Raw genomic sequence first — 22,133 nt, 5'->3', positions numbered from 1 at the left:
AGCATGCCCGCTCCCTCATCCAAGGAGCGGCGCATGCTACCCCTGCAACGCATCAACTTCCTGCACCAACAGGCCCTGGCCCTGCTCGACGCCATGCCAGGCATTCCCTCACCCTTGCCAACACGCCAGCAGCTGCATGGCGACCTCGCCGCCTTTTGGGCCGAGGCCGACAGCCAGGGCCGCTCACGCACGACCCGGCTGGCCGACATCCGCCGGGCGATGATGCAAGCCGAAGCCGACCTGCGCCTGGCCGACCAAACCTTGAGCGCAGCACTGGCCAACACCCTCAGCCTGTTTCTCGACCTGCCCTACGCCTGGCAGCGCCGGCATCAACCGCTCGCCGGGCGTGCCCAGGCCTACCGCCCGGTGCTCTCACGCAGCCGCCCTGCCTGGCGTGCGGCATTGCCTGGCATGTTCGTGATCGTCAGCGGAACCGAGGAAGGGCAAAACCTTGAAGCCGACCAGGCCACCGGCCCGGTGCTGCTCTGGGGCCTGGCCCAGGGCCTGGAGGCCTACCCGACCCTGGGCCACCTGCACCAGGAGCTGTGCGAGCGCCTGGATGACCCGCTGCAAGGTGCCCCCTTGTTGCGCCTGCTGGTGGACCCGGCGCAGATCGAACAGGCCGGCCAGGCCGACCGCCTGCGCTATGAATGGTATGCCGACGACCCGCTGCACGCGCAGGTCGAGCACTTGCTGGAAGCCCAGCGCCTGCGCCTGAACCAAGCCTGGGCAAGCGAACCTGCGCCAACCGCTGAACAGCTGCGCAAGGCCATGGCGCTGGAGCTGGAAGCCGGCAGCAAGGTACTGCTCGACAGCCGCTATGCGGCCCTGCTCGAACAGAACCTGCCCAACTGGCTGCGCTCGGCCAGCCCGCAAGCACTTGCCCATATCATGCAAGGCATGCAGGAACTGGTGGCGGCCGGTGAGCAGGTCGCGGCCCCCGGTATCCTTACGTTGCGCCAGTTCCAGCAGCGTGAAACCCTGCAACGCTGGGCGCGGGAGCGGGTGCAAGAACAGCTGCGCAACGACCTGGGCCTGGCCATCGAGCCTTCCGCCATTTACATCACGGTCACCCACACCCGCCAGACCGGCCCCTGGCTCAACCCCTTGCAACCCTCCTCCTATGTAACCTGGCGTGGTTTCGAGCGCGTAGGCGGCGAGCTGGTCGAAGCCTATCGCGCGCGCTACCCACTGGACGAACTGGCCGTGCGCAATGTGGCCTGGTTCGACTACGACTACTGGCTGACAGCGCGGGTAAGCACCGCCGACGGCACTGCCCTGCCGGCCGGATTAACCCCGGGCTACGTCAAGGCGCTGGTCAGGAACCTGAATGTCGGCGACAGCTACGCCAGCTACCTGCGCACCCAGTTGCTCGATTCACCACTGGGCATCTGGCGGCTGCAGGCCCACCGCAAGGTCAACTACGCCCGCATGCGCGCCGAAATGGCCAAGGCACGCTATGCTGGGCACCTGGCCCCGGACTGGGCCGAGCGGCACTACCGTTGGGTGCAGCAGGTGCTGGCACAACCGCACAACGCCCTACGGCCACGGGTAGACGGCCACCCGGTGATTGCCCGGCAATTGCTGGTCGATGGCAACACGCTGCAAGGCCTGTTACTGCTCGCCAGCGAATCGCCCAACGACACCTCGTTCGTGCTCTACACCCCCGACGCCCCCGACCGGCGCGCCTGGCGCTCGTTCGCCAACACCCGCGCCCTGCTGCGCCTGCTGCGCAACAAGCCGGCGCTGCGCACCTACCTCGCCCAGCGCCTGCCCCTGCTGCCCAGCGCACAGGTCGAGGGCCTGTTGCTCAAGGGCCGCCTGGGCAAAGTGCTGCAAACCCCAGCCATCACCGACGAGCTGTTCCTGGCCTGCTACAGGGCCGAAGTGCGCGCCATGCTGGCCGCCGCCGACGCCAACAGCCACAGCACCGCCGAGTCCGATGCCGAACAGGCGTTGAAGCTGGGCTGGACCCTGCTCGATCTGATCAGCATCTTCCTGCCGGTGAAAGTGATGATCCCGCTGGCCCTGGGGCGCATGGCCCTGGAAATCTGGAACGGCGTGGCGGCCTACCGCAATGAAGACCTCAACGAAGTGCTCAGCCACGCCTACAACGCCCTGAGCCATTTCAACGATGCCGGCACCAGCCTGCTCAGCACCGGGCTGATGCGCCGGGTACTGCGCGGCATGCCCAAGCAACCGCCCTTGCCATTGCCGCTGCGCTTCGCCGTCACACCTGAAACCAGCAACCTGCGCTACCGCATCGACGGGCTGTATGGCGAAGAAGTCTACGAGAAGGCCTCGACGGTCGAGGGGTTGTCCGAGTATTTCGTGCAGGATGCCCAGGGGCGCTATTTCAAGGTGTCGTTCGACGGCAGCCGCTGGCGGGCCATCGACCCCGACCGCCCGGATGCCTACCTGACGCAGCCGGTCAAGCGCCTGGCCGATGGCAACTGGGTCATCGACTCGCCCTTGCTCTGGCACGACGGCCTGCCAGACCTTAAGCGCCTGTTCGACGATTGCCGCCTGCCCGAGCCGATTACCGACGCCACCGCCAGCGATGCCAGCGGCCTGTTCAGCGTCGATGGGCAGCTTTACCTGCAAACCCCGGGCGGCCAGCTGCCGCTACGCCGCCACCTGCTGCCCGGGCACTACCACTTGCCCATTCCCCAGGCCACGGGGGCCGGGGTGGTGCCTTGGGCGGTGCTGCGCTGGCAGGACGCGCAATGGCGCATTCGCGTGCGCCAGGCGGGGCGCAGCAGCAGTTGGCTGGCGCTGCCCGGCGCTTACTCGGCCAGCCGTGGCAACAGCCGGTCGAGCCGCTGATGCAGGGCACTGCTGCTCGGCCAGTTGCGCAGCAGCCGCGCCCGGTCACGGGCAAAGGCCGGGGCGAAGCTGAGCTGGGTTGCATGCTGGCACATCGCATCAAGGTCGATCAGCGACCACTGGCCGTTGTGCCAGAACAGGTTATGGCCCTTGAAGTCGCCATGGCTGATGCGCTCGCGAATCAGCTGCTGCATCACCTGCACCAGGGCATCGACCTGCTCTTCAGGTGCATCGCCGTTTTCCACATAGGGCGCAAAGCACGCGGTGAGGTCCGGGCCATCGACGTACTCGGTCACCAGGTAGGCGCGGCTGCGCAGCCCCATCACCCGCTGCTCCAGCACGGCCAGCGGGCGCGGCGTGGCGATGTCGAGAAATTCCAGGCGATGCCCTTCGATCCAGGAATGCCAGGCCCGGCTCGGGCGCCAGAAGCGCTTGAACCAGTGGGCGGTGTTCTTGATGTTGTAGCGCTTGAGCACCAGCGTGCGGCCATCGACGTCGATGCGGGCCACGCTGGCGGCGCCGCCGGTCTTGTACAAATGGCCCTGGTCGATCAATTCGTCGGCCCGCGCCAGCACCGGGAGCATGGCCTCGACCTCGCCACGGCGAATCGCCCGCAGGCCTGAAAGGCTGCGCTCGACACTGAACAGGCTGCACTCACGGCCAGCCTTTTCCAGGTAGTCCTTCTGGCGCCAGTTGCGCACCTTGTCCACCTGCTTCTGCAGCGCTTCCATCGGCAGCGCATGCTCGGCGTTAGCCAGCAGGTAGTGCACCAGCAACTCCTCGATGAACGGCTCCAGGCGCTTGGGCAACTGGGCGAAGAATACCCCGAGGTTTTCCAGTACCCGTGGCCGCGACAACTGCTGGCCGGGGGTTTCGGCCTTGATGCCGGCGCCGTCGATCAGGTACAGCTTGCCGCCATGGCGCAGCAGGTTGTCCAGGTGCAGGTCTTCCTGCCACAGGCCCTGGGCGTGCATCTGGGCAACGGCGGTCAACGCTTCGCCCAACACCAGGTGCTGCTCGTCGGCCAGCACCGGCAACTGCTCTACCGCCGCCCAGGCATCGGCCAGGCTTTGCGCACCGTCGAGGTATTCGAACAACAGCCAGCCGCCCTCGCCTTCCTTGAGGCCATCGGCCAGCAGTTGTGGGGTGGTCAGGCGCTGCTCGGCCAGCCGCTTCACGCCGTCCAGCTCACGCTGGAAATGCCGGGCGGCGCTGCTGCCGACCAACAGCTTGGCCAGCACTGGGGTGCCGCGCCAGACGCCGGCGCCGACATAGCGCTGGCCGGGCAACACGCGCAACAGGCTCAGCAGTTGCAGGTCGGCTGGGCCTGCGGCATCGGCCAGGGTAATGCTCAGGGGCAAGGACGGGCTGCGGCCAGCGTCCTTGAGTTCAGACAAACGCATCAGCGGGCCTCTTTTTCACGACGGCGTTGCGTCAGGCGCTTGAGCCAGGTGCCCACCAGCGGGCTGCTGGCGGGTTGTTCCAGGTAGGCAGCCAACAGCTCGCGCACCTGCGCCTCGGCCCATGCCGGCGCGCGGCGTAGCAGCGGCTCCAGGTCCTTGAGGCGGTCACGCATGCCAAACAGCAGCGGCCGGGTCTTTTCCAGGTCGATCAGCTGGGCTTCCCAGCCTTCGCGGCGCTGGCGCAGGAAAATATGCTTGGGGTAGAAGCAGCCATGCACCTGGCCAGCCCCGTGCAGGGTGCGCGCCAGCCGGCCACAGGCCTTGAGGATGCCGGCACGCGCGCCAGCGTCCAGCTGCGCCCACTCGGCCAGCAGGCCGTCCAGGTCGCGCCAGTCGTCCAGGGCGCGGGTCATGAGGATAGCCCGGTGCTTGCCGCCCTGCTTGCGCTCACCGTAGAACACCGCCTGCAGCGCTGGAATGTGCAGCTTCTGGTAGCGGCTGATGTTGCGGAACTCGCGGGCGAAGGTGGGCTCGCCGAACGGGCTGTGCAGGGTGCGGGTCAGGTAGTCGCTCTGGCGCTTGAGGTAGTACCCCTTGCCCTCCAGCTCCAGCCGATAGACGCTGCTCCAGCCGCCACGGCCGGTGTTGGGTTCGTCCACGGCGTCGAGCTGCAGCGCCCACAGCGCCTCGAAGTCGTTCAAGCCATGGCGTTTGAGCAGCGCGAGCTCCGCGCTGGCCAGGTAATCGGTCATTCCCTTCCCTCGAAGAAGCTCAGCACCTGGCGGATACGCCGCTTGTCGCGAGCGTTCAGGCGTTGGCGCCCGCGGTACTGCAGGTAGAAGCGCAGCCGCTGGGTCGCCGACAGGTGGTATTTGGCGACCTTGTCCAGGCACGCCAGGTCCTTGATCATCCGGTGGCGCCACATGAAGCCGCGCCAGAAATCGCCGGTGGGGCAATCGATGAAGAATAGCGTGCCCAGGTCGTCGACCAGCAGGTTGCGCCACTTCAGGTCGTTGTGGGCGAAGCGGTGTTCGTGCATCACCCGGGTATGGCGCGCCAGCTGGCGGCTGAGCTTGTCGACCCAGAGGCGGTCGGCCAGCCGCGGGTCGTTGCGCTCGGCCAGGGCCGACAAGTCTTCGGTGTGCGGCAGCTCGCGGGTGACCATGGCGCCCCGGCCAAAGGCCAGGCCATTGCGCTCCAGGCCCCAGGCCACCACTTCGGCGGTAGGGATGTCCCACTTGGCGAACTGCTTGAGGTTCTGCCACTCGGCCTTGATCCGTGGGCGGCCCAGGTAGCGGCGCATGTGCTTGCCAGCGCCGGTGTAGCGCTTGACGTAATAGTTGACCCCGTCGCGCTCGATGCGAATGACCTCGCTGAGCGGGTCACGGGTCAGGCGTTCGCCCTTGATGGCGAACACCGCATCGAGGCTGCCGAAGTCCGCCGCCAGGTGCTCATAGCCCGGCGCCAGTGTCCAACCCGCCATCAGAGTGCATCCCCATAACGTAGCTTGCGGTCGTAAAGCTTCTGCGCCTTGCGCTCCAGCCAGGCGAGCAGCGCCGCTTCCTCGGCCAGCACCTGGCGCAGCGGGCGCTGGAAGTAACCGCGCAAGAAGCGCAGCTTGTCGCGCCGGGTAAGGCCGATGTCCAGCGCCGAGAAATACAGCGCGGCCAGGTCCTTGTCGCGCCAGCGGCGGCTGATGGCAGGGCGGGTCTGGGCGCGGTGCAGGTCGATCACCGACAGCTTGAAGTCGTCCGGCGTCACCGGGCGGTCGGTGTGCAGCAGGAAATGGCAGATGTAGCAGTCGCGGTGGTTGACCCCGGCGCGGTGCATGGTGCCGATCATTTTCGCCACCTCGGCGATCAGCGCACGCTTGAGGCGTGGCTCAGGCGGCTGGCGGACCCAGTCGATGCTGTAGTCTTCCAGGCTGATGGTCGGCGCCAGCTCCTCGGTGACGATGAACGAGTGCTGGGCAGCCGGGTTGCTGCCCCGCTCGCCATACGCCACGGCGGTCATGGTCGGCACGCCCACTTCATGCAGGCGCTCGATGGCCTGCCATTCCTGGCCGGCGCCCAGCACCGGCAGCTTGGCGGTCAGCAGGTTCTTGAAGATCTCGCCCCAGCCGATGCCCCGGTGGATCTTCACGAAGTAGCCTTCGCCCTCCACTTCGGTACGCAGCGTGCGGCGGCCTTCCAGTTCGCGGAACACCTCGCCCTGCAGCGCCTCCACAGCCTCGAAGGGGTCGCGCCCGGCCCACAGGCGCTTGAACGGTTCGGCCAGCTTCAGCTTCATGCAGTCTCCTGCCCCAGAATCACATCGGCAGCATGCTGGGGCATGCTGTACAGGTCGGCGGTGTCGGCGAAGGCCAGGCCATTGCGCGCCCAATCGGCACGCGCCTGCGGGTCTTCGAGCATGCGCTGCAGGTGGCCGTTGAGCTGTTCCTGCTCGAACGGCTCGTCCAGCACCAGGCCGCTGTTGGCCTCGGCAATGTAGTGGGCATAACCGCACACCTTGGACACCAGCACCGGCAGCCCGGCCACCAGGGCTTCAAGCAGCACGGTGCCGGTGTTCTCGTTGTAGGCTGGGTGAATCAGCAAGTCGGCGCCCAACAGGAAGCGTGGGATGTCGCTGCGGCCCTTGAGGAACTGCACCTGCTCGCCCAGCCCCAGGGTGGCGCTTTGCAGCTGGAACACCTTGGGGTCGTCCTGGCCGATGACCATCAGCCTGGTGCGCTTGCGCAGGGCCGAGGGCAGCGCGGCCAGGGCCTTGAGGCTGCGGTCGACGCCCTTGGTCTTGAACCCGGAGCCAATCTGCACCAGCAGCAGGTCGTCATCGCCCAGGTTGAATTCCTTGCGGAACTCGGCGCGGATCTCGGCGGCGTTGGCCGGTGCCCGGCGGTCCTGGGAAATGCCCGGCGGCAGCAGGTGGAAGCGCTCCACGGGGGTGCCGTAGTGCTTGATGAACAGTGGCTGCTGCACTTCGGAAATCATCAGCACTTCGGTGTGTGCGTCCTTGGCGAACACGGCGCGCTCATACTCGGCAAAGTGCCGGTAGCGGCCCCAGCGGCGGTACAGGCCACCCCGCAGGGTCTGGGCCTTGTCCTCGAAGCAGCCGTCGGCGGCGTAGTAAACGTCCAGCCCCGGCATCTTGTTGAAGCCGATCAGGCGGTCGACCGGGCGCTTGGCGAGGTCGGCAGCCATCCAGGCGCTGAGCTTCTCGTTGCGGCGGTGGTTGAAGATCGCCTTCACCGGCGCCACCAGCACCTCGAAGCCCGGCGGAATGTCACCTTCCCAGATCAGCGTGTACACACGGATCTGGTGGCCACGTTTCTGGCACTCCAGGGCAATGCGCATGAAGTCGCGCTGCAGCCCGCCGAAGGGGAAATATTTGTAAAGCACGAAAGCCAGTTGCATCAACGAACATCCTCAGCCAGCAGCAGCGCGCTCAGGCGGCTCGCCACATGCTCGGGATTCAGGCGAGTGAAGCACAGCGGCCACTCGCGTTTGATATCGAACCGGCGCAGGTCGTCGGCGCTCGGTTTGTAGGTGCACTTCTTCTGCAGGCACGGGGCGCAGGGGAAGTCGCTGGCCTGGTGCACCTGCACCCGGCCATAGGCGCCGGTCAGGCCCGGGTTGGTCGGGCCGAACAGCGAAATGGTCGGCACGTCCAGCGCCGCGGCCAAGTGGCCAAGGCCGGTGTCCACGGCAACGCAGGCCTTGGCCGCCGCCAGCACGCGGGCAACGCCTGCCAGGTTCAACTTGGGGAGCACCTGGCAATTGTTCAAGCCCTGGGCGATACGCTCGGCACGGGCTTTCTCCGCCGGGTTGCCCCAGGGCAGGCGCACTTGCAGCTTGCGCTGGCCCAGGCGCTCGGCCAGCTCGCGCCAGTAGGCTTCGGGCCAGTGCTTGGTGGCCCAGGTGGTACCGTGCAGGAACACCACGTAGGGCGCCGCCGGCGGCAGTTGCAGGCGGTCGAGGTCCAGGCCGTAGTTGCCGATGCCCTCGGGCAGGTCGTAGGCCAGGGCCATGGCGAACAGCTGGCGCACACGCTCCACGGCATGCTGGCCAACGGCAACCGACAGGCGCCGGTCGTAGAAACGGCTGGCCCAGCCTTCACGGGCCGAATAGCGGTCAAGGCCAGCCACCGGCGCCTTCACATAGCGGGTCAGCCAGGCCGACTTGACCAGGCCCTGGGCATCGATCACCAGGTCGTAGGTGTGCTCGCGCAGGCGCTGCTTGAACGCCTTCCACTCGCCGCTCTTGATGGTCTGCCAGAGGTTCTTGCGCCAGCGGCGAATCGCCACCGGTATGACCTTGTCCACCGCCGGGTGCCAGCTGGGGATCTCGGCGAAGCCTTCTTCCACCACCCAGTCGAAACGGATGCCCGGGATGGCGTGGGCGGCATCGGTAAGCGCCGGCAGGGTGTGAATCACGTCACCCAGCGACGAGGTCTTGATAATCAGTACCCGCACTTAGTCGGCCTCGGCCAAGGTGTCGATCAGGTTCGGCCCGCCCAGGCTGTGCAGGGCGGCAATGACTTTGCCCGGCTCCAGCAGGCGCAGGCAATTGTAGTGGCCGAAGCGGCAGGTGCGGTCGAAGCACGGGCTGCACTCGATGCCGGTGCGCACCACTTCAACCTGCTCGGCCAGCGGCGGGGTGAAGCCCGGCGAGGTCGAGCCGTACACCGCCACCAGCGGCCGGTTGAGCGCGGCGGCCACGTGCATCAGGCCCGAGTCGTTGGACACCACGGCATCGGCGCAGGACATCAGGTCGATGGCCTCGGCCAGCGAGGTTTCACCCGCCAGGTTGTAGGACTCTTCACGCAAGCCTGGGATCAGGCGGTCGCGAATCTGCTCGCCCACCGGATGGTCCTTCTTCGAGCCAAACAGCCACACCTGCCAGCCCTGGCGAATCATCGCGTCGGCCACGGCGGCATAGTGCTCGCTCGGCCAGCGCTTGGCCTCGCCGAATTCGGCGCCGGGGCACAGGGCCAGCACCGGGCGGTCCAGGGCCAGGCCGAACTTGCCCAGGGCCGCCTCGCGGCTTTGCGCTTCGATCTGCAGGCTCGGGCGTGGGTAAGGCTGCGGCAGCTCGGTGCCGGGCGCGTAGGCCAGGGCCATGAAGCGCTCGATCATCAGCGGGTAGCGTGCCTTGTCCAGCTTGCGCACGTCATTGAGCAGGCCAAAGCGCATTTCGCCGCGCCAGCCGGTGCGTTTGGGAATGCCGGCAAAGAACGGCACCAGCGCCGACTTCAGCGAGTTGGGCAGCAGGATGGCCTGGTCGTACTGGCCGGCCAGGGACTTGCCGATGCGCCGCCGCGTGGCCAGCTCCAGCGCGCCGTGGCCGAGCGGGAAGCTCAAGGCCTGGCGCACCTCGGGCATGCGTTCGAGGATCGGCCGGCTCCACTCGGGGGCGAGCACGTCGATCACGCAGTCGGGGTGCTGCTGTTTCAGGCACTGGAACAGGGTCTGCGCCATCACCATGTCGCCGACCCAGCTGGGGCCAATGATCAGTATTCTCATGCTTAGTCCAGAAACGCTCGGGGAGGCTACAGGCTGCATACAGCCTGGCCTCCCCTCTTTATATTCAGGCTATGTGGCGGACAGTGTACCACTCGCAGGGTCCGTTCGCGGGGCAAGCCCGCTCCTACAGGCCGGTGCGGTCCCTGTAGGAGCGGGCTTGCCCCGCGAAGAAACCAGCACGGTATCAGCTCAGGCCCAGTTCCCCCCAGATCCGCCGCACTTCACGGCGCTCATCGGCAAACTGCGCCGCGTCGATCAACCCGGCCTGCTTCTGCAGGGCCTGGCGGTGCGACGCCGAGCGAAACGCCTTGTACACCTCACGCAACAGCACCGCGTCACTGGCCGGCATCAAACCTGCCTGCTCCAGCTCTTCCAGAATGCGGATGTTATCGGTCCATCGGAGTATGGCCGGGTGGTCGTGGGACCAGGCCAAAGCGGCGTATTGCACCATAAATTCGATATCCACGATACCGCCGGCATCCTGCTTGATATCGAATGCCACCCCGGCATCGAAGGCATTGGCCGCGGTGCCGGCAACGGTTGCCTTGGTGCCCAGGTTGTCGCGCATCTTGGCGCGCATTTCGCTCACCTCGGTGCGCAGCTTGCCGAGGTCGCGGGCCTGGCCCAGCACCTTGGCACGCACGCCCTCGAACGCCGTTGCCACCTGCTTGCAGCCCACCAGCACGCGGGCGCGCACCAGGGCCTGGTGTTCCCAGGTCCAGGCCTCGTTCTGCTGGTAACGCTCGAACGCGCCCAACGAACTGACCAGCAGCCCGGCCGCGCCCGAGGGGCGCAGGCGCATGTCGACTTCATACAGCTGCCCGGAGTTGGTCTGGGTGGTCAGCAGGTGAATGATGCGCTGGCCCAGGCGGGTGAAGAACTGCGCGCTGTCGATGGGCTTGGCGCCGTCGGTTTCGGCCTGCGGGTCACCGTCGTGGATGAACACCAGGTCCAGGTCCGAGCCATGGCCCAGTTCCAGGCCACCGACCTTGCCGTAGCCAATGATGACGAAGCCTGGGTCGCACAGGCTGCCGTCGCTGCGCTTGGGCTGGCCGTGGCGGGCGACGGTCTGGCGCCAGGCCAGGGCCAGCACCTGGTCGAGAATGGCCTCGGCCAACCAGGTGAGGTAGTCGCTGACTTTCATCAACGGCAGGTTGCCGCTGATTTCAGACGCCGCCACACGCAGGCTGTGGGCCAGCTTGAAGTGGCGCAGCGCTTCCATCTGCTGCTCCAGGTCGTCCTCGGGAATGCGCGTCAGCCGCTCGCGCAGCTCGGCGGCCAATTCCGGCGCCAACGGCGGGCTGAACAGCCGGCCCTCGTTGAGCAATTCATCGAGCAGCAACGGGTAGCGGGCGATCTGTTCGGCGATCCACGGGCTGGCCGCGCACAGCGTCAGCAAACGGCGCAGGGCACCGGGGTTTTCGGTGAGCAGCACCAGGTAGGCCGAGCGCCGCGCCACGGCCTCGACCAGCGGCAGCACACGCTCCAGTACCAGGTCTGGGTTGGCATGTTCCACGGCCTGGGCCAGCAGGCGCGGGATGAAGGCGTCCAGGCGTTCGCGGCCGATGCGCTGCATCGAGCGCAGCTGCGGGCTTGCGCGCAGCGCGGCCAGGCGGCGCAAGGCTTCGGCGGGCTGTTTGAAGCCGGCTTCCTCAAGCTGGCGGCCTGCCGCTTCTTCATCCTGGGCTTGCTCCCACAGCGGCGACCATTCGCCGCCCACCACCAGTTCGCCCTCGCCTTCTTCGTCGTCCGGGTCGGCAATCACTTGGCGGAAGTGCCAGTCCACCCGGCCACGCCAGTAGGTCAGCTGGTCCTGGAAGCCCTGCCAGTCGGCAAAGCCCAGGATGTAGGCCACACGCGCGCGATCGAGCTCGCTGTCCGGCAGCATCTGCGTCTGGCGGTCGGCGATGGCCTGAATGGCGTGCTCGGTGTAGCGCAGGAACTCATAGCCTTCGCGCAGCTCCGCCACCACCGCCGCCGGCAGGTAGCCCTGGCCTTCCAGGGTCGCCAGCACCTTGAGCAGCGGGCGCTGTTGCAGGCTCAGGTCGCGCCCGCCGTGGATCAGCTGGAACGCCTGGGCGATGAACTCGACCTCGCGGATACCACCGGCACCGAGCTTGATGTTGTCGGCCATGCCCTTGCGCCGCACTTCCTGCTGGATCAGCTGCTTCATGGTGCGCAGCGCCTCGATGGCCGAGAAGTCCAGGTAGCGGCGGTACACGAACGGGCGCAGCATTTCCTGCAGTTGCGCACCGGCAGCCTGGTCGCCGGCCACCACCCGCGCCTTGATCATCGCGTAGCGTTCCCAGTCGCGGCCCTGGTCCTGGTAATACTGCTCCAGGGCATTGAAGCTGAGCACCAGGGCGCCGGCCGAGCCGTAAGGGCGCAGGCGCATGTCGACACGGAACACGAAACCGTCGACGGTCACCGGGTCCAGCGCCTTGATCAGCCGCTGGCCCAGGCGGGTGAAGAACTCCTGGTTGTCCAGCGAACGCTTCACGCCCTCGGTTTCACCGCCCTCGGGGAAGGCGAAGATCAGGTCGATGTCCGACGACAGGTTCAGCTCCACCGCGCCCAGCTTGCCCATGCCCAGCACCACCATCTGCTGCGCCTGGCCGCTGCGGTTGCCGATGGGCGTGCCGAACTGCTGGCAGTGGCGCGGGTACAGCCACTGGTAGGCTTCGTCGATGGCGGCGTCGGCCAGGTCGGACAAGTCGCGGCAGGTTTCCCCCAGCTCGGCCTGGCGGGTGACATCGCGCCAGATGATGCGCAGTTGCTGGCGGTTGCGCTCACGGCGCAGGTTGCGCGCCAGCTCCTCCTCGCTTTGCGCCGCCTGCGCCGCTGCGGCGATTTGCCCGCGCAGCTCGCCCGGGCTGTAGCGGCGCGCCAGCTCGCCACTGGCGATCAGACCAAACAGCAGCGCAGGCTCACGTTGCACCAGGCCCAGCACGAAGTCGCTGGCAGCGGCCACCTGGTCGAACTGCAGGCGCAGGGCCTGGCTCCAGGCCTGTGGGTCGAGTTCGGCGTGGCCGGCCACGGCATCGCTGAGGAACTGCTGGTTGCGAGCGACCAACGGTTGCAGGGTGAGGGGCAGTTCGGGCGGCAAAGGTAGGCGCATGGTCTATCCTTGATCGGCGTGAAATGGAGGGGAAATTGCGGCCAAGGGGAAGCCGGACCACGGTTGGACTGTCATACAAAAGTTGGAAATAGCTGAAAAAAACGAATCATTGGCATGAAACATCAAGAACCACCTGTTCGCGACACATCGCCAACCAACATGAACGTTTTTCCTCACAAGCCGAGGTGCGACCAAACGTCGCATTTGTGTAGTATTACTACTACCCATGGCGCGCAAAAGCATGAAATGCCAAAGCAAATGTAGTAAAACTACACGGCGCCGGAAGACACACCGGCAATCCAAGAATTCACGACGTCTGCCCATAAGGCCAGTCGCAAACTCAGGCCCCCGATTCTGGTGGCCTTTCCGCCCTGGAGCAAGCCATGCAAGACCTCGATCCAATCGAAACCCAGGAATGGCTGGATGCCCTGGAGTCGGTCCTCGACAAAGAAGGCGAAGACCGCGCTCATTACCTGATGACCCGCATGGGCGAGCTGGCCACCCGCAGTGGCTCCCAGCTGCCGTACGCAATCACCACGCCATACCGCAACACCATCCCTGTCACCCACGAAGCACGCATGCCTGGCGACCTGTTCATGGAACGCCGCATTCGCTCGATGGTGCGTTGGAACGCGCTGGCCATGGTGATGCGCACCAACCTGAAGGACTCGGACCTGGGCGGCCACATCTCCAGCTTCGCTTCCAGTGCCACCCTGTATGACATCGGCTTCAACTACTTCTTCCAGGCCCCGACCGAAGAACACGGCGGCGACCTGATCTTCTTCCAGGGCCACGCTTCGCCAGGCGTCTACGCCCGTGCCTTCATGGAAGGCCGCATCAACGAAGAGCAGATGAACAACTTCCGTCAGGAAGTGGACGGCAACGGCCTGTCTTCGTACCCACACCCATGGCTGATGCCTGACTTCTGGCAGTTCCCGACCGTATCGATGGGTCTGGGCCCGATCCAGGCCATCTACCAGGCTCGCTTCATGAAGTACTTGGAAGCGCGCGGCTTCATCCCGGCCGGCAAGCAGAAAGTCTGGTGCTTCATGGGCGACGGCGAGTGCGACGAGCCGGAATCCCTGGGCGCAATCGCCCTGGCCGGCCGCGAGAAGCTGGACAACCTGATCTTCGTCATCAACTGCAACCTGCAGCGCCTCGACGGCCCGGTTCGCGGCAACGGCAAGATCATCCAGGAACTCGAAGGCGTGTTCCGTGGCGGTGGCTGGAACGTCAACAAAGTCGTCTGGGGCCGTTTCTGGGACCCACTGCTGGCCAAGGACACCAACGGTGCCCTGCAGCGCCGCATGGACGAAGTCATCGACGGCGAGTACCAGAACTACAAAGCCAAAGACGGCGCGTACGTTCGTGAGAACTTCTTCAACACCCCAGAGCTCAAGGCCATGGTCGAAGACCTGTCCGACGACGAGATCTGGAAGCTCAACCGTGGCGGCCACGACCCGTACAAGGTCTACGCGGCGTACCACCAGGCTGTGAACCACAAGGACCAGCCAACCGTCATCCTGGCCAAGACCATCAAGGGTTACGGTACCGGTGCCGGCGAAGCCAAGAACACCGCGCACAACACCAAGAAGGTCGACGTCGACAGCCTGCGTCACTTCCGTGACCGCTTCGACATCCCGGTCAAGGATGCCGACCTCGAGAACCTGCCATTCTTCAAACCAGAAGAAGGCTCCGCCGAGGCCAAGTACCTGGCCGAGCGCCGTGCTGCCCTGGGCGGCTTCGTGCCTCAGCGCCGCGCCCAGAGCTTCAGCGTGCCCACCCCGCCGCTGGAAACCCTGAAGGCGATCCTGGACGGCTCGGGCGACCGCGAAATCTCCACCACCATGGCCTTCGTGCGCATCCTGGCGCAGCTGGTCAAGGACAAGGACATCGGCCAGCGCATCGTCCCGATCATCCCGGACGAAGCCCGTACCTTCGGTATGGAAGGCATGTTCCGCCAGCTGGGCATCTACTCCTCGGTCGGCCAGCTCTACGAGCCAGTCGATAAAGACCAGGTGATGTTCTACCGCGAAGACAAGAAGGGCCAGATCCTCGAGGAAGGCATCAACGAAGCCGGCGCCATGTCGTCGTTCATCGCTGCCGGTACCTCGTACAGCTGCCACAACCAGCCGATGCTGCCGTTCTACATCTTCTACTCGATGTTCGGCTTCCAGCGTATCGGCGACCTGGCCTGGGCCGCTGGCGACAGCCGCACCCGTGGCTTCCTGATCGGCGGTACCGCCGGCCGTACCACCCTCAACGGTGAAGGCCTGCAGCACGAAGACGGTCACAGCCACATGATGGCGGGCACCATCCCGAACTGCCGCACCTACGATCCAACCTACGGCTACGAGCTGGCGGTGATCATCCAGGACGGCATGAAGAAGATGACCGAAGAGCAACAGGACATCTTCTACTACATCACCGTGATGAACGAATCCTACCAGCAGCCAGCCATGCCGGCCGGTGTCGAGGAAGGCATCATCAAGGGCATGTACCTGCTCGAGGAAGACACCCGCGAAGCCGCGCACCACGTACAGCTGATGGGCTCCGGCACCATCCTGCGCGAAGTTCGCGAAGCGGCGAAGATCCTGCGTGAAGAGTTCAACGTCGGCGCCGACGTGTGGAGCGTCACCAGCTTCAACGAACTGCGTCGCGACGGCCTGGCCGTGGAACGCGCCAACCGCCTCAAGCCTGGCCAGAAGCCACAGCAGACCTACGTCGAGCAGTGCCTGAACGGTCGCAAAGGCCCGGTTATCGCGTCCACCGACTACATGAAGCTGTTCGCCGAGCAGATTCGCCAGTGGGTGCCGAGCAAAGAGTTCAAAGTCCTGGGTACCGACGGTTACGGTCGCAGCGACAGCCGCAAGAAGCTGCGTCACTTCTTCGAAGTCGACCGCCACTTCGTCGTGCTGGCTGCCCTGGAAGCCCTGGCTGACCGTGGCGAGATCGAACCCAAGGTTGTGGCTGACGCCATCGTCAAGTTCGGCATCGACCCGGACAAGCGCAACCCACTGGACTGCTGAGGAGTATTTTTAAGTGAGCGAACTCATTCGCGTACCTGACATCGGCAGCGGTGAAGGTGAAATCATCGAGCTGTTCGTCAAGGTCGGTGACCGTATCGAGGCTGACCAGAGCCTGCTGACCCTGGAGTCCGACAAGGCCTCCATGGAGATCCCGGCCCCCAAGGCCGGCGTCATCAAGGAACTGAAGGTCAAGCTGGGCGACCGCCTGAAAGAAGGCGACGAGCTGCTGGTTCTGGAAGCCGAGGGCGCCGCTGCTGCGGCCCCTGAGGCTCCGGCTGCCGCCGCTGCTCCAGCCCAAGCGTCTGCGCCGGCTCCGGCCGCCGCAGCCGCCCCTGCTCCGGCAGCAGCCCCGGCTGCCGCCAGCGTGCAGGACATCCACGTGCCGGACATCGGCTCGTCGGGCAAGGCCAAGATCATCGAAGTGCTGGTCAAGGTCGGCGACACCGTCGAAGCCGACCAGTCGCTGATTACCCTGGAGTCCGACAAGGCCTCCATGGAAATCCCATCGCCAGCCGCTGGCGTGGTCGAGGAAGTGCTGTGCAAGCTCGAAGACGAAGTTGGCACTGGCGACCTGATCTTCAAGCTCAAGGTGGCTGGCGCTGCACCGGCTGCCGCCCCGGCGCCGGCCGCTGCTGCACCGGCCAAGGCTGAAGCGGCTCCAGCCGCCGCGCCTGCCGCTGCCGCCCCGGCTGCTGCTCCTGCTCCGGTTGCTAGCGCACCGGCTGCCGGCAACAACGCCAAGGTTCACGCAGGCCCGGCGGTTCGCCAGCTGGCCCGCGAGTTCGGTGTCGACCTGGGCGCAGTCGCGGCTACCGGTCCGCACGGCCGCATCCTGAAGGAAGACGTGCAGGTTTACGTCAAGTCGGTCATGCAGAAGGCCAAGGAAGCACCAGCAGCCGCTGGCGCAACCGGCGGCGCCGGCATCCCGCCGATTCCAGCCGTGGACTTCAGCAAGTTCGGTGAAGTGGAAGAAGTGGCCCTGACCCGCCTGATGCAGGTCGGTGCTGCCAACCTGCACCGCAGCTGGCTGAACGTGCCGCACGTGACCCAGTTCGACTCCGCCGACATCACCGAGCTGGAAGCCTTCCGCGTTGCGCAGAAAGCCGTGGCCGAGAAGGCTGGCGTTAAGCTGACCGTGCTGCCGCTGCTGCTCAAGGCCTGCGCCTTCCTGCTCAAGGAACTGCCGGACTTCAACAGCTCGCTGGCACCAAGCGGCAAGGCTGTGATCCGCAAGAAGTACGTGCACATCGGCTTCGCCGTGGACACCCCGGACGGCCTGCTGGTCCCTGTGATCAAGAACGTCGACCAGAAGAGCCTGCTGCAACTGGCTGCCGAAGCTGCGGCGCTGGCCGAAAAGGCCCGCACCAAGAAGCTGTCGGCCGACGACATGCAAGGCGCTTGCTTCACCATCTCCAGCCTCGGCCACATTGGCGGCACCGGCTTCACGCCGATCGTCAACGCGCCGGAAGTGGCGATCCTGGGCGTCTCCAAGGCGACCATGCAGCCAGTCTGGGATGGCAAGGCCTTCCAGCCGAAGCTGATGCTGCCGCTGTCGCTGTCCTACGATCACCGTGTGATCAACGGCGCTGCCGCCGCGCGCTTCACCAAGCGCCTGGGCGACGTGCTGGGCGACATTCGTACCATGCTGCTGTAACACGCAGCCAACCTGCCTTCCCCTGGGGAGGCAGGTACTTTTTCGAGCTGCCACGCTCGTACCTCAACCCCGCCAATTGGCGGGGCTTTTTTTGCGCCTGGCGGCGCATCGCGAGCTGCGCTCGCTCCTACCGGTTCCGCATAAGCCTGGTAGGAGCGAGCGCAGCTCGCGATGCGCCGCCAGGCGCCAATTTCCGTCCGCCGATTCAAGGTTTTCAGCCCAACGGCCGAAAACATATACATGAACCCAAACGGCCGCTTGCCAGCCTTCGGGACATGATGCAACCTTGCCGAATGTGCCGCCGCTCCAGGCCGCCTCCCCTCTTCAAGCGAGTCTTCGATGAAAAGCCAACCCGATGCCGCCAGCCGTGTGGCGGCCGAGGTCGTCACGCAGCTTCCCGTGCCCTCGCGGCTCGGCATGCTGCGTTTCGAAAGGCTCAACGAAGCCACCTGGGCAATGCTCTTCCTGGACCCAGCCTGCGAGCGCCAGTTCGGCCTGCCCGCGTCCGAACTGTGCGCCTTGATCGACTCGCCCTATGCCAGCCTGATGGAGCCCGAGGCGCGCTACCGGCTGCACGACGAAATCCAGCAACAGCTCGGCAAGCGCGGCTACTACCGCGTGCGCTACACCCTGCACGCCCAGCCCCGCGCACTGCGCGTGCTGGAAGCCGGCGAAGCCTACAAGCAGCACAACCGCCAGCTGCTGCGCGGTTTTCTCACCGTGCTCGATGACGAAGACGAAGCCGAGCAGGACGCCACCGACCTTGAGTCGCGCAACAACCGCCTGCAACTGGCCCTGCAGCTGAACCAACGCGCCCAGCAGGAACAGCTTGAACACCTGGAACGTGTGCGCGGCCAGCAGGACCTGATCCTGCGCCTGGCCCGCCAGCGCTACAGCGCGGAAAACTCACTGCTCGAAGCCGCCCAGCTGATAACCCGCAGCGCCTGCGAAATCTACAAGGTCGACAGCGCCAGCATCTGGCACCTGGAGGGCCAGCGCCTGGAGCCGATCAGCGCCTGGCTGCGCAACGAGCAAATGCACCGCCTGCCCGAGCCCATCGACGCCAGCCAGTTCCCCGACTACCTCGAAGCCCTGCACGCCAGCCGCGCCATCGACGCCCACAACGCCCACCACGACCCACGCACCCGGGCGCTGGCGGCAAGCCTGTACGAAGGCAACAACGCCATGCTCGACGCCAGCGTGCGGGTCGACGGCCAGGTGGTGGGCGTGCTGTGCCTGGAGCAGACCGGCCAGCCGCGGGCCTGGCAGTCGGATGAAATCGCCTTCGCCGGCGAGCTGGCCGACCAGTTCGCCCAGGTAATCACCAACCACAACCGGCGCACCGCCGCCAGCGCCCTGCACCTGTTCCAGCGCGCGGTGGAGCAAAGCGCCAACGCCTTCCTGCTGGTGAACCGCGACGGCGTGGTGGAGTACGTCAACCCAAGCTTCACGGCCATCACCCAGTACAGCACCGAGGAAGTCCAGGGCCATCACCTGGGCGAGCTGCCGGCCCTGGAAAACCTGAGCGAGCTGCTGTTCGACTCGCCGTCCAGCCTGGCCATGGGCAACAGCTGGCAAGGCGAATTCAAAAGCCGGCGCAAGAACCTCGAACCCTACTGGGGCCAACTGTCGATCTCCAAGGTGTACGGCGACAACCGCGAGCTGACCCACTACATCGGCATCTACGAAGACGTTACCCAGACCAAGCTCGCCCAGCAGCGCATCGAGCGCCTGGCCTACACCGACAACCTGACCAACCTGGGCAACCGCCCGGCGTTCATCCGCAGCCTCGACGAGCGCTTTGCCCGCGACGGCGAAAACCCGATGTGCCTGCTGCTGGTGGACATCGACAACTTCAAGCGGATCAACGACAGCCTTGGCCACCAGACCGGCGACAAGCTGTTGATCAGCCTGGCCCGGCGCCTGCGCAACAGCCTCAGCCCCAACGGCATCCTCGCCCGCTTCGCCAGCAACGAGTTCGCCGTGCTGCTCGACGACACCAGCCTGGAAGACGGCCAGGGCGTTGCCCAGCAGCTGCTGCGCACCCTCGACAAACCCATGTTCGTCGACAACCAACTGATCAACGTCACCGCCTCCGTGGGCCTGGCCTACGCGCCGCTGCACGGCAGCGACCCGGCCAGCCTGATGAAGAACGCAGGCCTTGCCCTGCACAAGGCCAAGGCCAACGGCAAGCACCAGGTGCAGGTGTTCACCGAAGTGCTCAACGCCGAGGCCAGCTACAAGCTGTTCGTGGAAAACAACCTGCGCCGCGCCCTGACCCAGAACGAGCTGGAGGTGTTCTACCAGCCCAAGCTGTGCCTGCGCAGTGGCCGCCTGCTGGGCCTGGAGGCGCTGCTGCGCTGGAACCACCCCGAGCGCGGCATGATCCGCCCCGACCAGTTCATCAGCGTGGCCGAGGAAACCGGCCTGATCATCCCCATCGGCAAGTGGGTGGTGCGCCAGTCCTGCCGCATGAGCCAGCAGTTGCAGGAAGCCGGCATGGGCTGCCTGCACGTGGCCATCAACCTGTCGCCCAAGCAGTTCTCCGACCCCGACCTGGTGGCCTCGATCGCCTCGATCCTCAAGGAAGAAGGCCTGCCGCCGCACCTGCTGGAGCTGGAACTCACCGAAGGCCTACTGCTCGAAGCCACCGAGGACACCCACCGCCAGCTCGACGAGCTCAAGGCCCTGGGCCTGACCCTGGCCATGGACGACTTCGGCACCGGTTACTCGTCGCTGAGCTACCTGAAGAAATTCCCGATCGACATCATCAAGATCGACCGCAGCTTCATCAACGAAATCCCCGACAACCAGGACGACATGGAAATCACCTCGGCGGTGGTGGCCATGGCCCACAACCTCAAGCTCAAGGTGGTGGCCGAGGGGATCGAGACGCCGGAGCAGCTGGCGTTCCTGCGCCGGCACCGCTGCGACGTTGGCCAGGGCTACCTGTTCGACCGGCCGATACCGGGCCGCGAGCTTACCGAAAAACTCAAGCGCTACCCGCGCGGTCCAATGGCCTGACAGCTGCTTCAAGGTCGGGCACACTAGAGCCCATTCGGGCCCTTTCGCGGCTATCCCACCCTGTGGAGCCCTCTGTGGGAGCGGGCTTGCCCGCGAAGGCCCCACCACCCATTCAACTGACATACTGAGGAACGGCCATGGTCCTGCGTTCGGAAATCCTGGTGAACAAAAACGTCATGCCAACCGCGGAACAGGCCCTGCCTGGCCGCGAAACGCCAATGTCCCTGCCCGAATTCCACTACGTATTCGAAGGCACCCCGCTGCTGGGCCCATTCTTCGAGGGCAGCATCGACTTCGCCATCTTCGGCCTGGGTTGCTTCTGGGGCGCCGAGCGCCGCTTCTGGCAGCGCGAAGGCGTGGTCAGCACCGTGGTCGGCTATGCCGGCGGCTTCACCCCGAACCCCACCTATGAAGAAGTCTGCTCGGGCCTGACCGGCCACACCGAAGTGGTGCTGGTGGTGTTCGACAAAGACAAAGTCAGCTACCGCGAGCTGCTGGCGATGTTCTGGGAACTGCACAACCCGACCCAGGGCATGCGCCAGGGCAACGACATCGGCACCCAGTACCGTTCGGCCATCTACTGCACCAGCCCGGAACAGCTGGAGCAGGCCAAGGCCAGCCGCGACACCTTCCAGGCCGAGCTGAACAAAGCCGGTTTCGGCGAGATCACCACCGAAATCGACCAGGCCCCGACCGTGTACTTCGCCGAGGCCTACCACCAGCAGTACCTGGCCAAGAACCCCGAAGGCTACTGCGGCATCGGCGGCACTGGCGTGTGCCTGCCGCCCAGCCTGCAAGGCAATTGAGCCATGGGCACCATGACCCTGTTCCACTCGCCGTTGTCGCCGTTCGTGCGCAAGGTGATGGTGGTGCTGCATGAAACCGGCCAGCTTGGCCGGGTGACCCTGCACCCGGTGAACGTCAGCCCGGTAAACGGCGATGCCCAGCTCAACCAGGGCAACCCGATCGGCAAGATCCCGGCCCTGCGCCTGGAAGACGGCACCGTGCTGCACGACAGCCGGGTGATCTGCGAGTACCTCGACCTGCAGCATGTCGGCCTGCCGCTGCTGCCGCGCGAGGGCTCGGCACGCTGGCGGCGCATGACCCTGGCGTCCCAGGCCGATGCGATCATGGATGCGGCGGTGCTGAGCCGTTACGAAAGCTTCCTGCGCCCTGAGGACAAGCGCTGGGACGCTTGGCTTGAGGCGCAAAGCGAGAAGATTCGCCGCAGCCTTGCGAACCTTGAGCAGGAGCACCTGGCGGAGATCGCCTCCGGGTTCGATATCGCGGCGATTGGCGTTGCCTGTGCACTGGGCTACCTGGACCTGCGCCAGCCGGAGTTTGGCTGGCGTGAGCGCCAGCCTGGGTTGGCGGCGTGGTATGCCGAGGTGGCCAAGCGGCCGTCGATGGTTGCCACCGTACCGGTAGCCTGAAGGGCCTCTTCGCGGGGCAAGCCCGCTCCTATGTATGGACTCGCCAACATTGTCTAGCTGCTTTTGAACATGGTTACCCGGTTGCATCTATGTATCAGGCCTGTTCGAGGAAGCTATTCGCTTCTGGC

Annotated in this window: 14 protein-coding genes; 6 read left to right on the top strand and 8 right to left on the bottom strand. The window is 65.7% G+C overall.

The features are described 5' to 3' along the window. Positions 1-33: 33 nt before the first annotated feature. Positions 34-2,826, top strand: coding sequence for a dermonecrotic toxin domain-containing protein (locus tag F3J45_RS19355; RefSeq protein ID WP_167066360.1), 2,793 nt, complete (start codon positions 34-36; stop codon positions 2,824-2,826). On the opposite strand, the gene F3J45_RS19350 is transcribed toward F3J45_RS19355, so the two are convergent. The 8 genes from F3J45_RS19350 to glnE form a co-directional block, all read right to left on the bottom strand. Then, the gene (locus tag F3J45_RS19350) at positions 2,787-4,229 is read right to left on the bottom strand and encodes a lipopolysaccharide kinase InaA family protein (RefSeq protein WP_167066358.1); all 1,443 of its coding nucleotides are present in this window, start codon (positions 4,227-4,229) and stop codon (positions 2,787-2,789) included. The two genes, F3J45_RS19355 and F3J45_RS19350, sit on opposite strands and share 40 nt — an antisense overlap. Further along, a complete protein-coding gene (locus F3J45_RS19345) occupies positions 4,229-4,981 on the bottom strand; it encodes a lipopolysaccharide kinase InaA family protein (protein ID WP_167066355.1) in 753 nt (250 codons plus the stop codon). Before F3J45_RS19345 ends, F3J45_RS19350 begins: the two co-directional genes overlap by 1 nt. Beyond that, positions 4,978-5,712: a lipopolysaccharide kinase InaA family protein gene (locus F3J45_RS19340; RefSeq protein ID WP_167066352.1), complete on the bottom strand. Its 735-nt coding sequence runs from the start codon at positions 5,710-5,712 to the stop codon at positions 4,978-4,980. The genes F3J45_RS19345 and F3J45_RS19340 overlap by 4 nt, the downstream gene beginning before the upstream one ends. After that, positions 5,712-6,518 carry a lipopolysaccharide core heptose(I) kinase RfaP gene (gene rfaP, locus F3J45_RS19335; RefSeq protein ID WP_167066349.1) on the bottom strand — a complete coding sequence of 269 codons (807 nt, stop codon included), beginning with the start codon at positions 6,516-6,518 and terminating at the stop codon, positions 5,712-5,714. The genes F3J45_RS19340 and rfaP overlap by 1 nt, the downstream gene beginning before the upstream one ends. Further along, positions 6,515-7,639, bottom strand: coding sequence for a glycosyltransferase family 4 protein (locus F3J45_RS19330; protein WP_167066346.1), 1,125 nt, complete (start codon positions 7,637-7,639; stop codon positions 6,515-6,517). Before F3J45_RS19330 ends, rfaP begins: the two co-directional genes overlap by 4 nt. After that, the gene (gene waaC, locus F3J45_RS19325) at positions 7,639-8,697 is read right to left on the bottom strand and encodes a lipopolysaccharide heptosyltransferase I (RefSeq protein WP_167066343.1); all 1,059 of its coding nucleotides are present in this window, start codon (positions 8,695-8,697) and stop codon (positions 7,639-7,641) included. Before waaC ends, F3J45_RS19330 begins: the two co-directional genes overlap by 1 nt. Beyond that, the gene (gene waaF / locus F3J45_RS19320) at positions 8,698-9,747 is read right to left on the bottom strand and encodes a lipopolysaccharide heptosyltransferase II (RefSeq protein WP_167066340.1); all 1,050 of its coding nucleotides are present in this window, start codon (positions 9,745-9,747) and stop codon (positions 8,698-8,700) included. A 184-nt stretch (positions 9,748-9,931) separates the two neighbouring features. Beyond that, positions 9,932-12,865 (bottom strand): bifunctional [glutamate--ammonia ligase]-adenylyl-L-tyrosine phosphorylase/[glutamate--ammonia-ligase] adenylyltransferase, encoded by a 2,934-nt coding sequence (gene glnE / locus F3J45_RS19315; protein ID WP_167066337.1) that lies wholly within the window; start codon positions 12,863-12,865, stop codon positions 9,932-9,934. A 383-nt stretch (positions 12,866-13,248) separates the two neighbouring features. Here glnE and aceE point away from each other — a divergent pair, with 383 nt between their 5' ends. The 5 genes from aceE to F3J45_RS19290 all read left to right on the top strand — a co-directional run bounded on the left by aceE (position 13,249) and on the right by F3J45_RS19290 (position 22,005). Further along, positions 13,249-15,894 carry a pyruvate dehydrogenase (acetyl-transferring), homodimeric type gene (gene aceE / locus F3J45_RS19310; RefSeq protein ID WP_167066334.1) on the top strand — a complete coding sequence of 882 codons (2,646 nt, stop codon included), beginning with the start codon at positions 13,249-13,251 and terminating at the stop codon, positions 15,892-15,894. A 13-nt stretch (positions 15,895-15,907) separates the two neighbouring features. Further along, positions 15,908-17,548: a dihydrolipoyllysine-residue acetyltransferase gene (aceF, locus tag F3J45_RS19305; protein WP_167066330.1), complete on the top strand. Its 1,641-nt coding sequence runs from the start codon at positions 15,908-15,910 to the stop codon at positions 17,546-17,548. Positions 17,549-17,887: 339 nt separating this feature from the next. Then, the gene (locus F3J45_RS19300; protein WP_167066326.1) at positions 17,888-20,572 is read left to right on the top strand and encodes a bifunctional diguanylate cyclase/phosphodiesterase; all 2,685 of its coding nucleotides are present in this window, start codon (positions 17,888-17,890) and stop codon (positions 20,570-20,572) included. A 137-nt stretch (positions 20,573-20,709) separates the two neighbouring features. After that, positions 20,710-21,378 (top strand): peptide-methionine (S)-S-oxide reductase MsrA, encoded by a 669-nt coding sequence (gene msrA, locus F3J45_RS19295; protein WP_167066324.1) that lies wholly within the window; start codon positions 20,710-20,712, stop codon positions 21,376-21,378. Between the two features lie 3 nt (positions 21,379-21,381). Next, positions 21,382-22,005, top strand: a complete 624-nt coding sequence (locus tag F3J45_RS19290; RefSeq protein WP_167066320.1) for a glutathione S-transferase — start codon at positions 21,382-21,384, stop codon at positions 22,003-22,005. Positions 22,006-22,133: the final 128 nt, after the last annotated feature.

This window comes from Pantoea sp. Ap-967, assembly GCF_011752565.1.
In the GTDB taxonomy this organism is placed as follows: Bacteria; Pseudomonadota; Gammaproteobacteria; order Pseudomonadales; family Pseudomonadaceae; genus Aquipseudomonas.
Note: the sequence above shows the minus strand (reverse complement) of the source record. Positions and strands in the feature narration are given on the sequence as shown.

Coding starts and splice junctions, on each gene's coding strand:
- F3J45_RS19355 (WP_167066360.1), top strand. CDS start 34: ATGCTACCCCTGCAACGCATCAACTTCCTGCACCAACAGGCCCTGGCC.
- F3J45_RS19350 (WP_167066358.1), bottom strand. CDS start 4,229: ATGCGTTTGTCTGAACTCAAGGACGCTGGCCGCAGCCCGTCCTTGCCC.
- F3J45_RS19345 (WP_167066355.1), bottom strand. CDS start 4,981: ATGACCGATTACCTGGCCAGCGCGGAGCTCGCGCTGCTCAAACGCCAT.
- F3J45_RS19340 (WP_167066352.1), bottom strand. CDS start 5,712: ATGGCGGGTTGGACACTGGCGCCGGGCTATGAGCACCTGGCGGCGGAC.
- rfaP (WP_167066349.1), bottom strand. CDS start 6,518: ATGAAGCTGAAGCTGGCCGAACCGTTCAAGCGCCTGTGGGCCGGGCGC.
- F3J45_RS19330 (WP_167066346.1), bottom strand. CDS start 7,639: ATGCAACTGGCTTTCGTGCTTTACAAATATTTCCCCTTCGGCGGGCTG.
- waaF (WP_167066340.1), bottom strand. CDS start 9,747: ATGAGAATACTGATCATTGGCCCCAGCTGGGTCGGCGACATGGTGATG.
- glnE (WP_167066337.1), bottom strand. CDS start 12,865: ATGCGCCTACCTTTGCCGCCCGAACTGCCCCTCACCCTGCAACCGTTG.
- aceE (WP_167066334.1), top strand. CDS start 13,249: ATGCAAGACCTCGATCCAATCGAAACCCAGGAATGGCTGGATGCCCTG.
- F3J45_RS19300 (WP_167066326.1), top strand. CDS start 17,888: ATGAAAAGCCAACCCGATGCCGCCAGCCGTGTGGCGGCCGAGGTCGTC.
- msrA (WP_167066324.1), top strand. CDS start 20,710: ATGGTCCTGCGTTCGGAAATCCTGGTGAACAAAAACGTCATGCCAACC.
- F3J45_RS19290 (WP_167066320.1), top strand. CDS start 21,382: ATGGGCACCATGACCCTGTTCCACTCGCCGTTGTCGCCGTTCGTGCGC.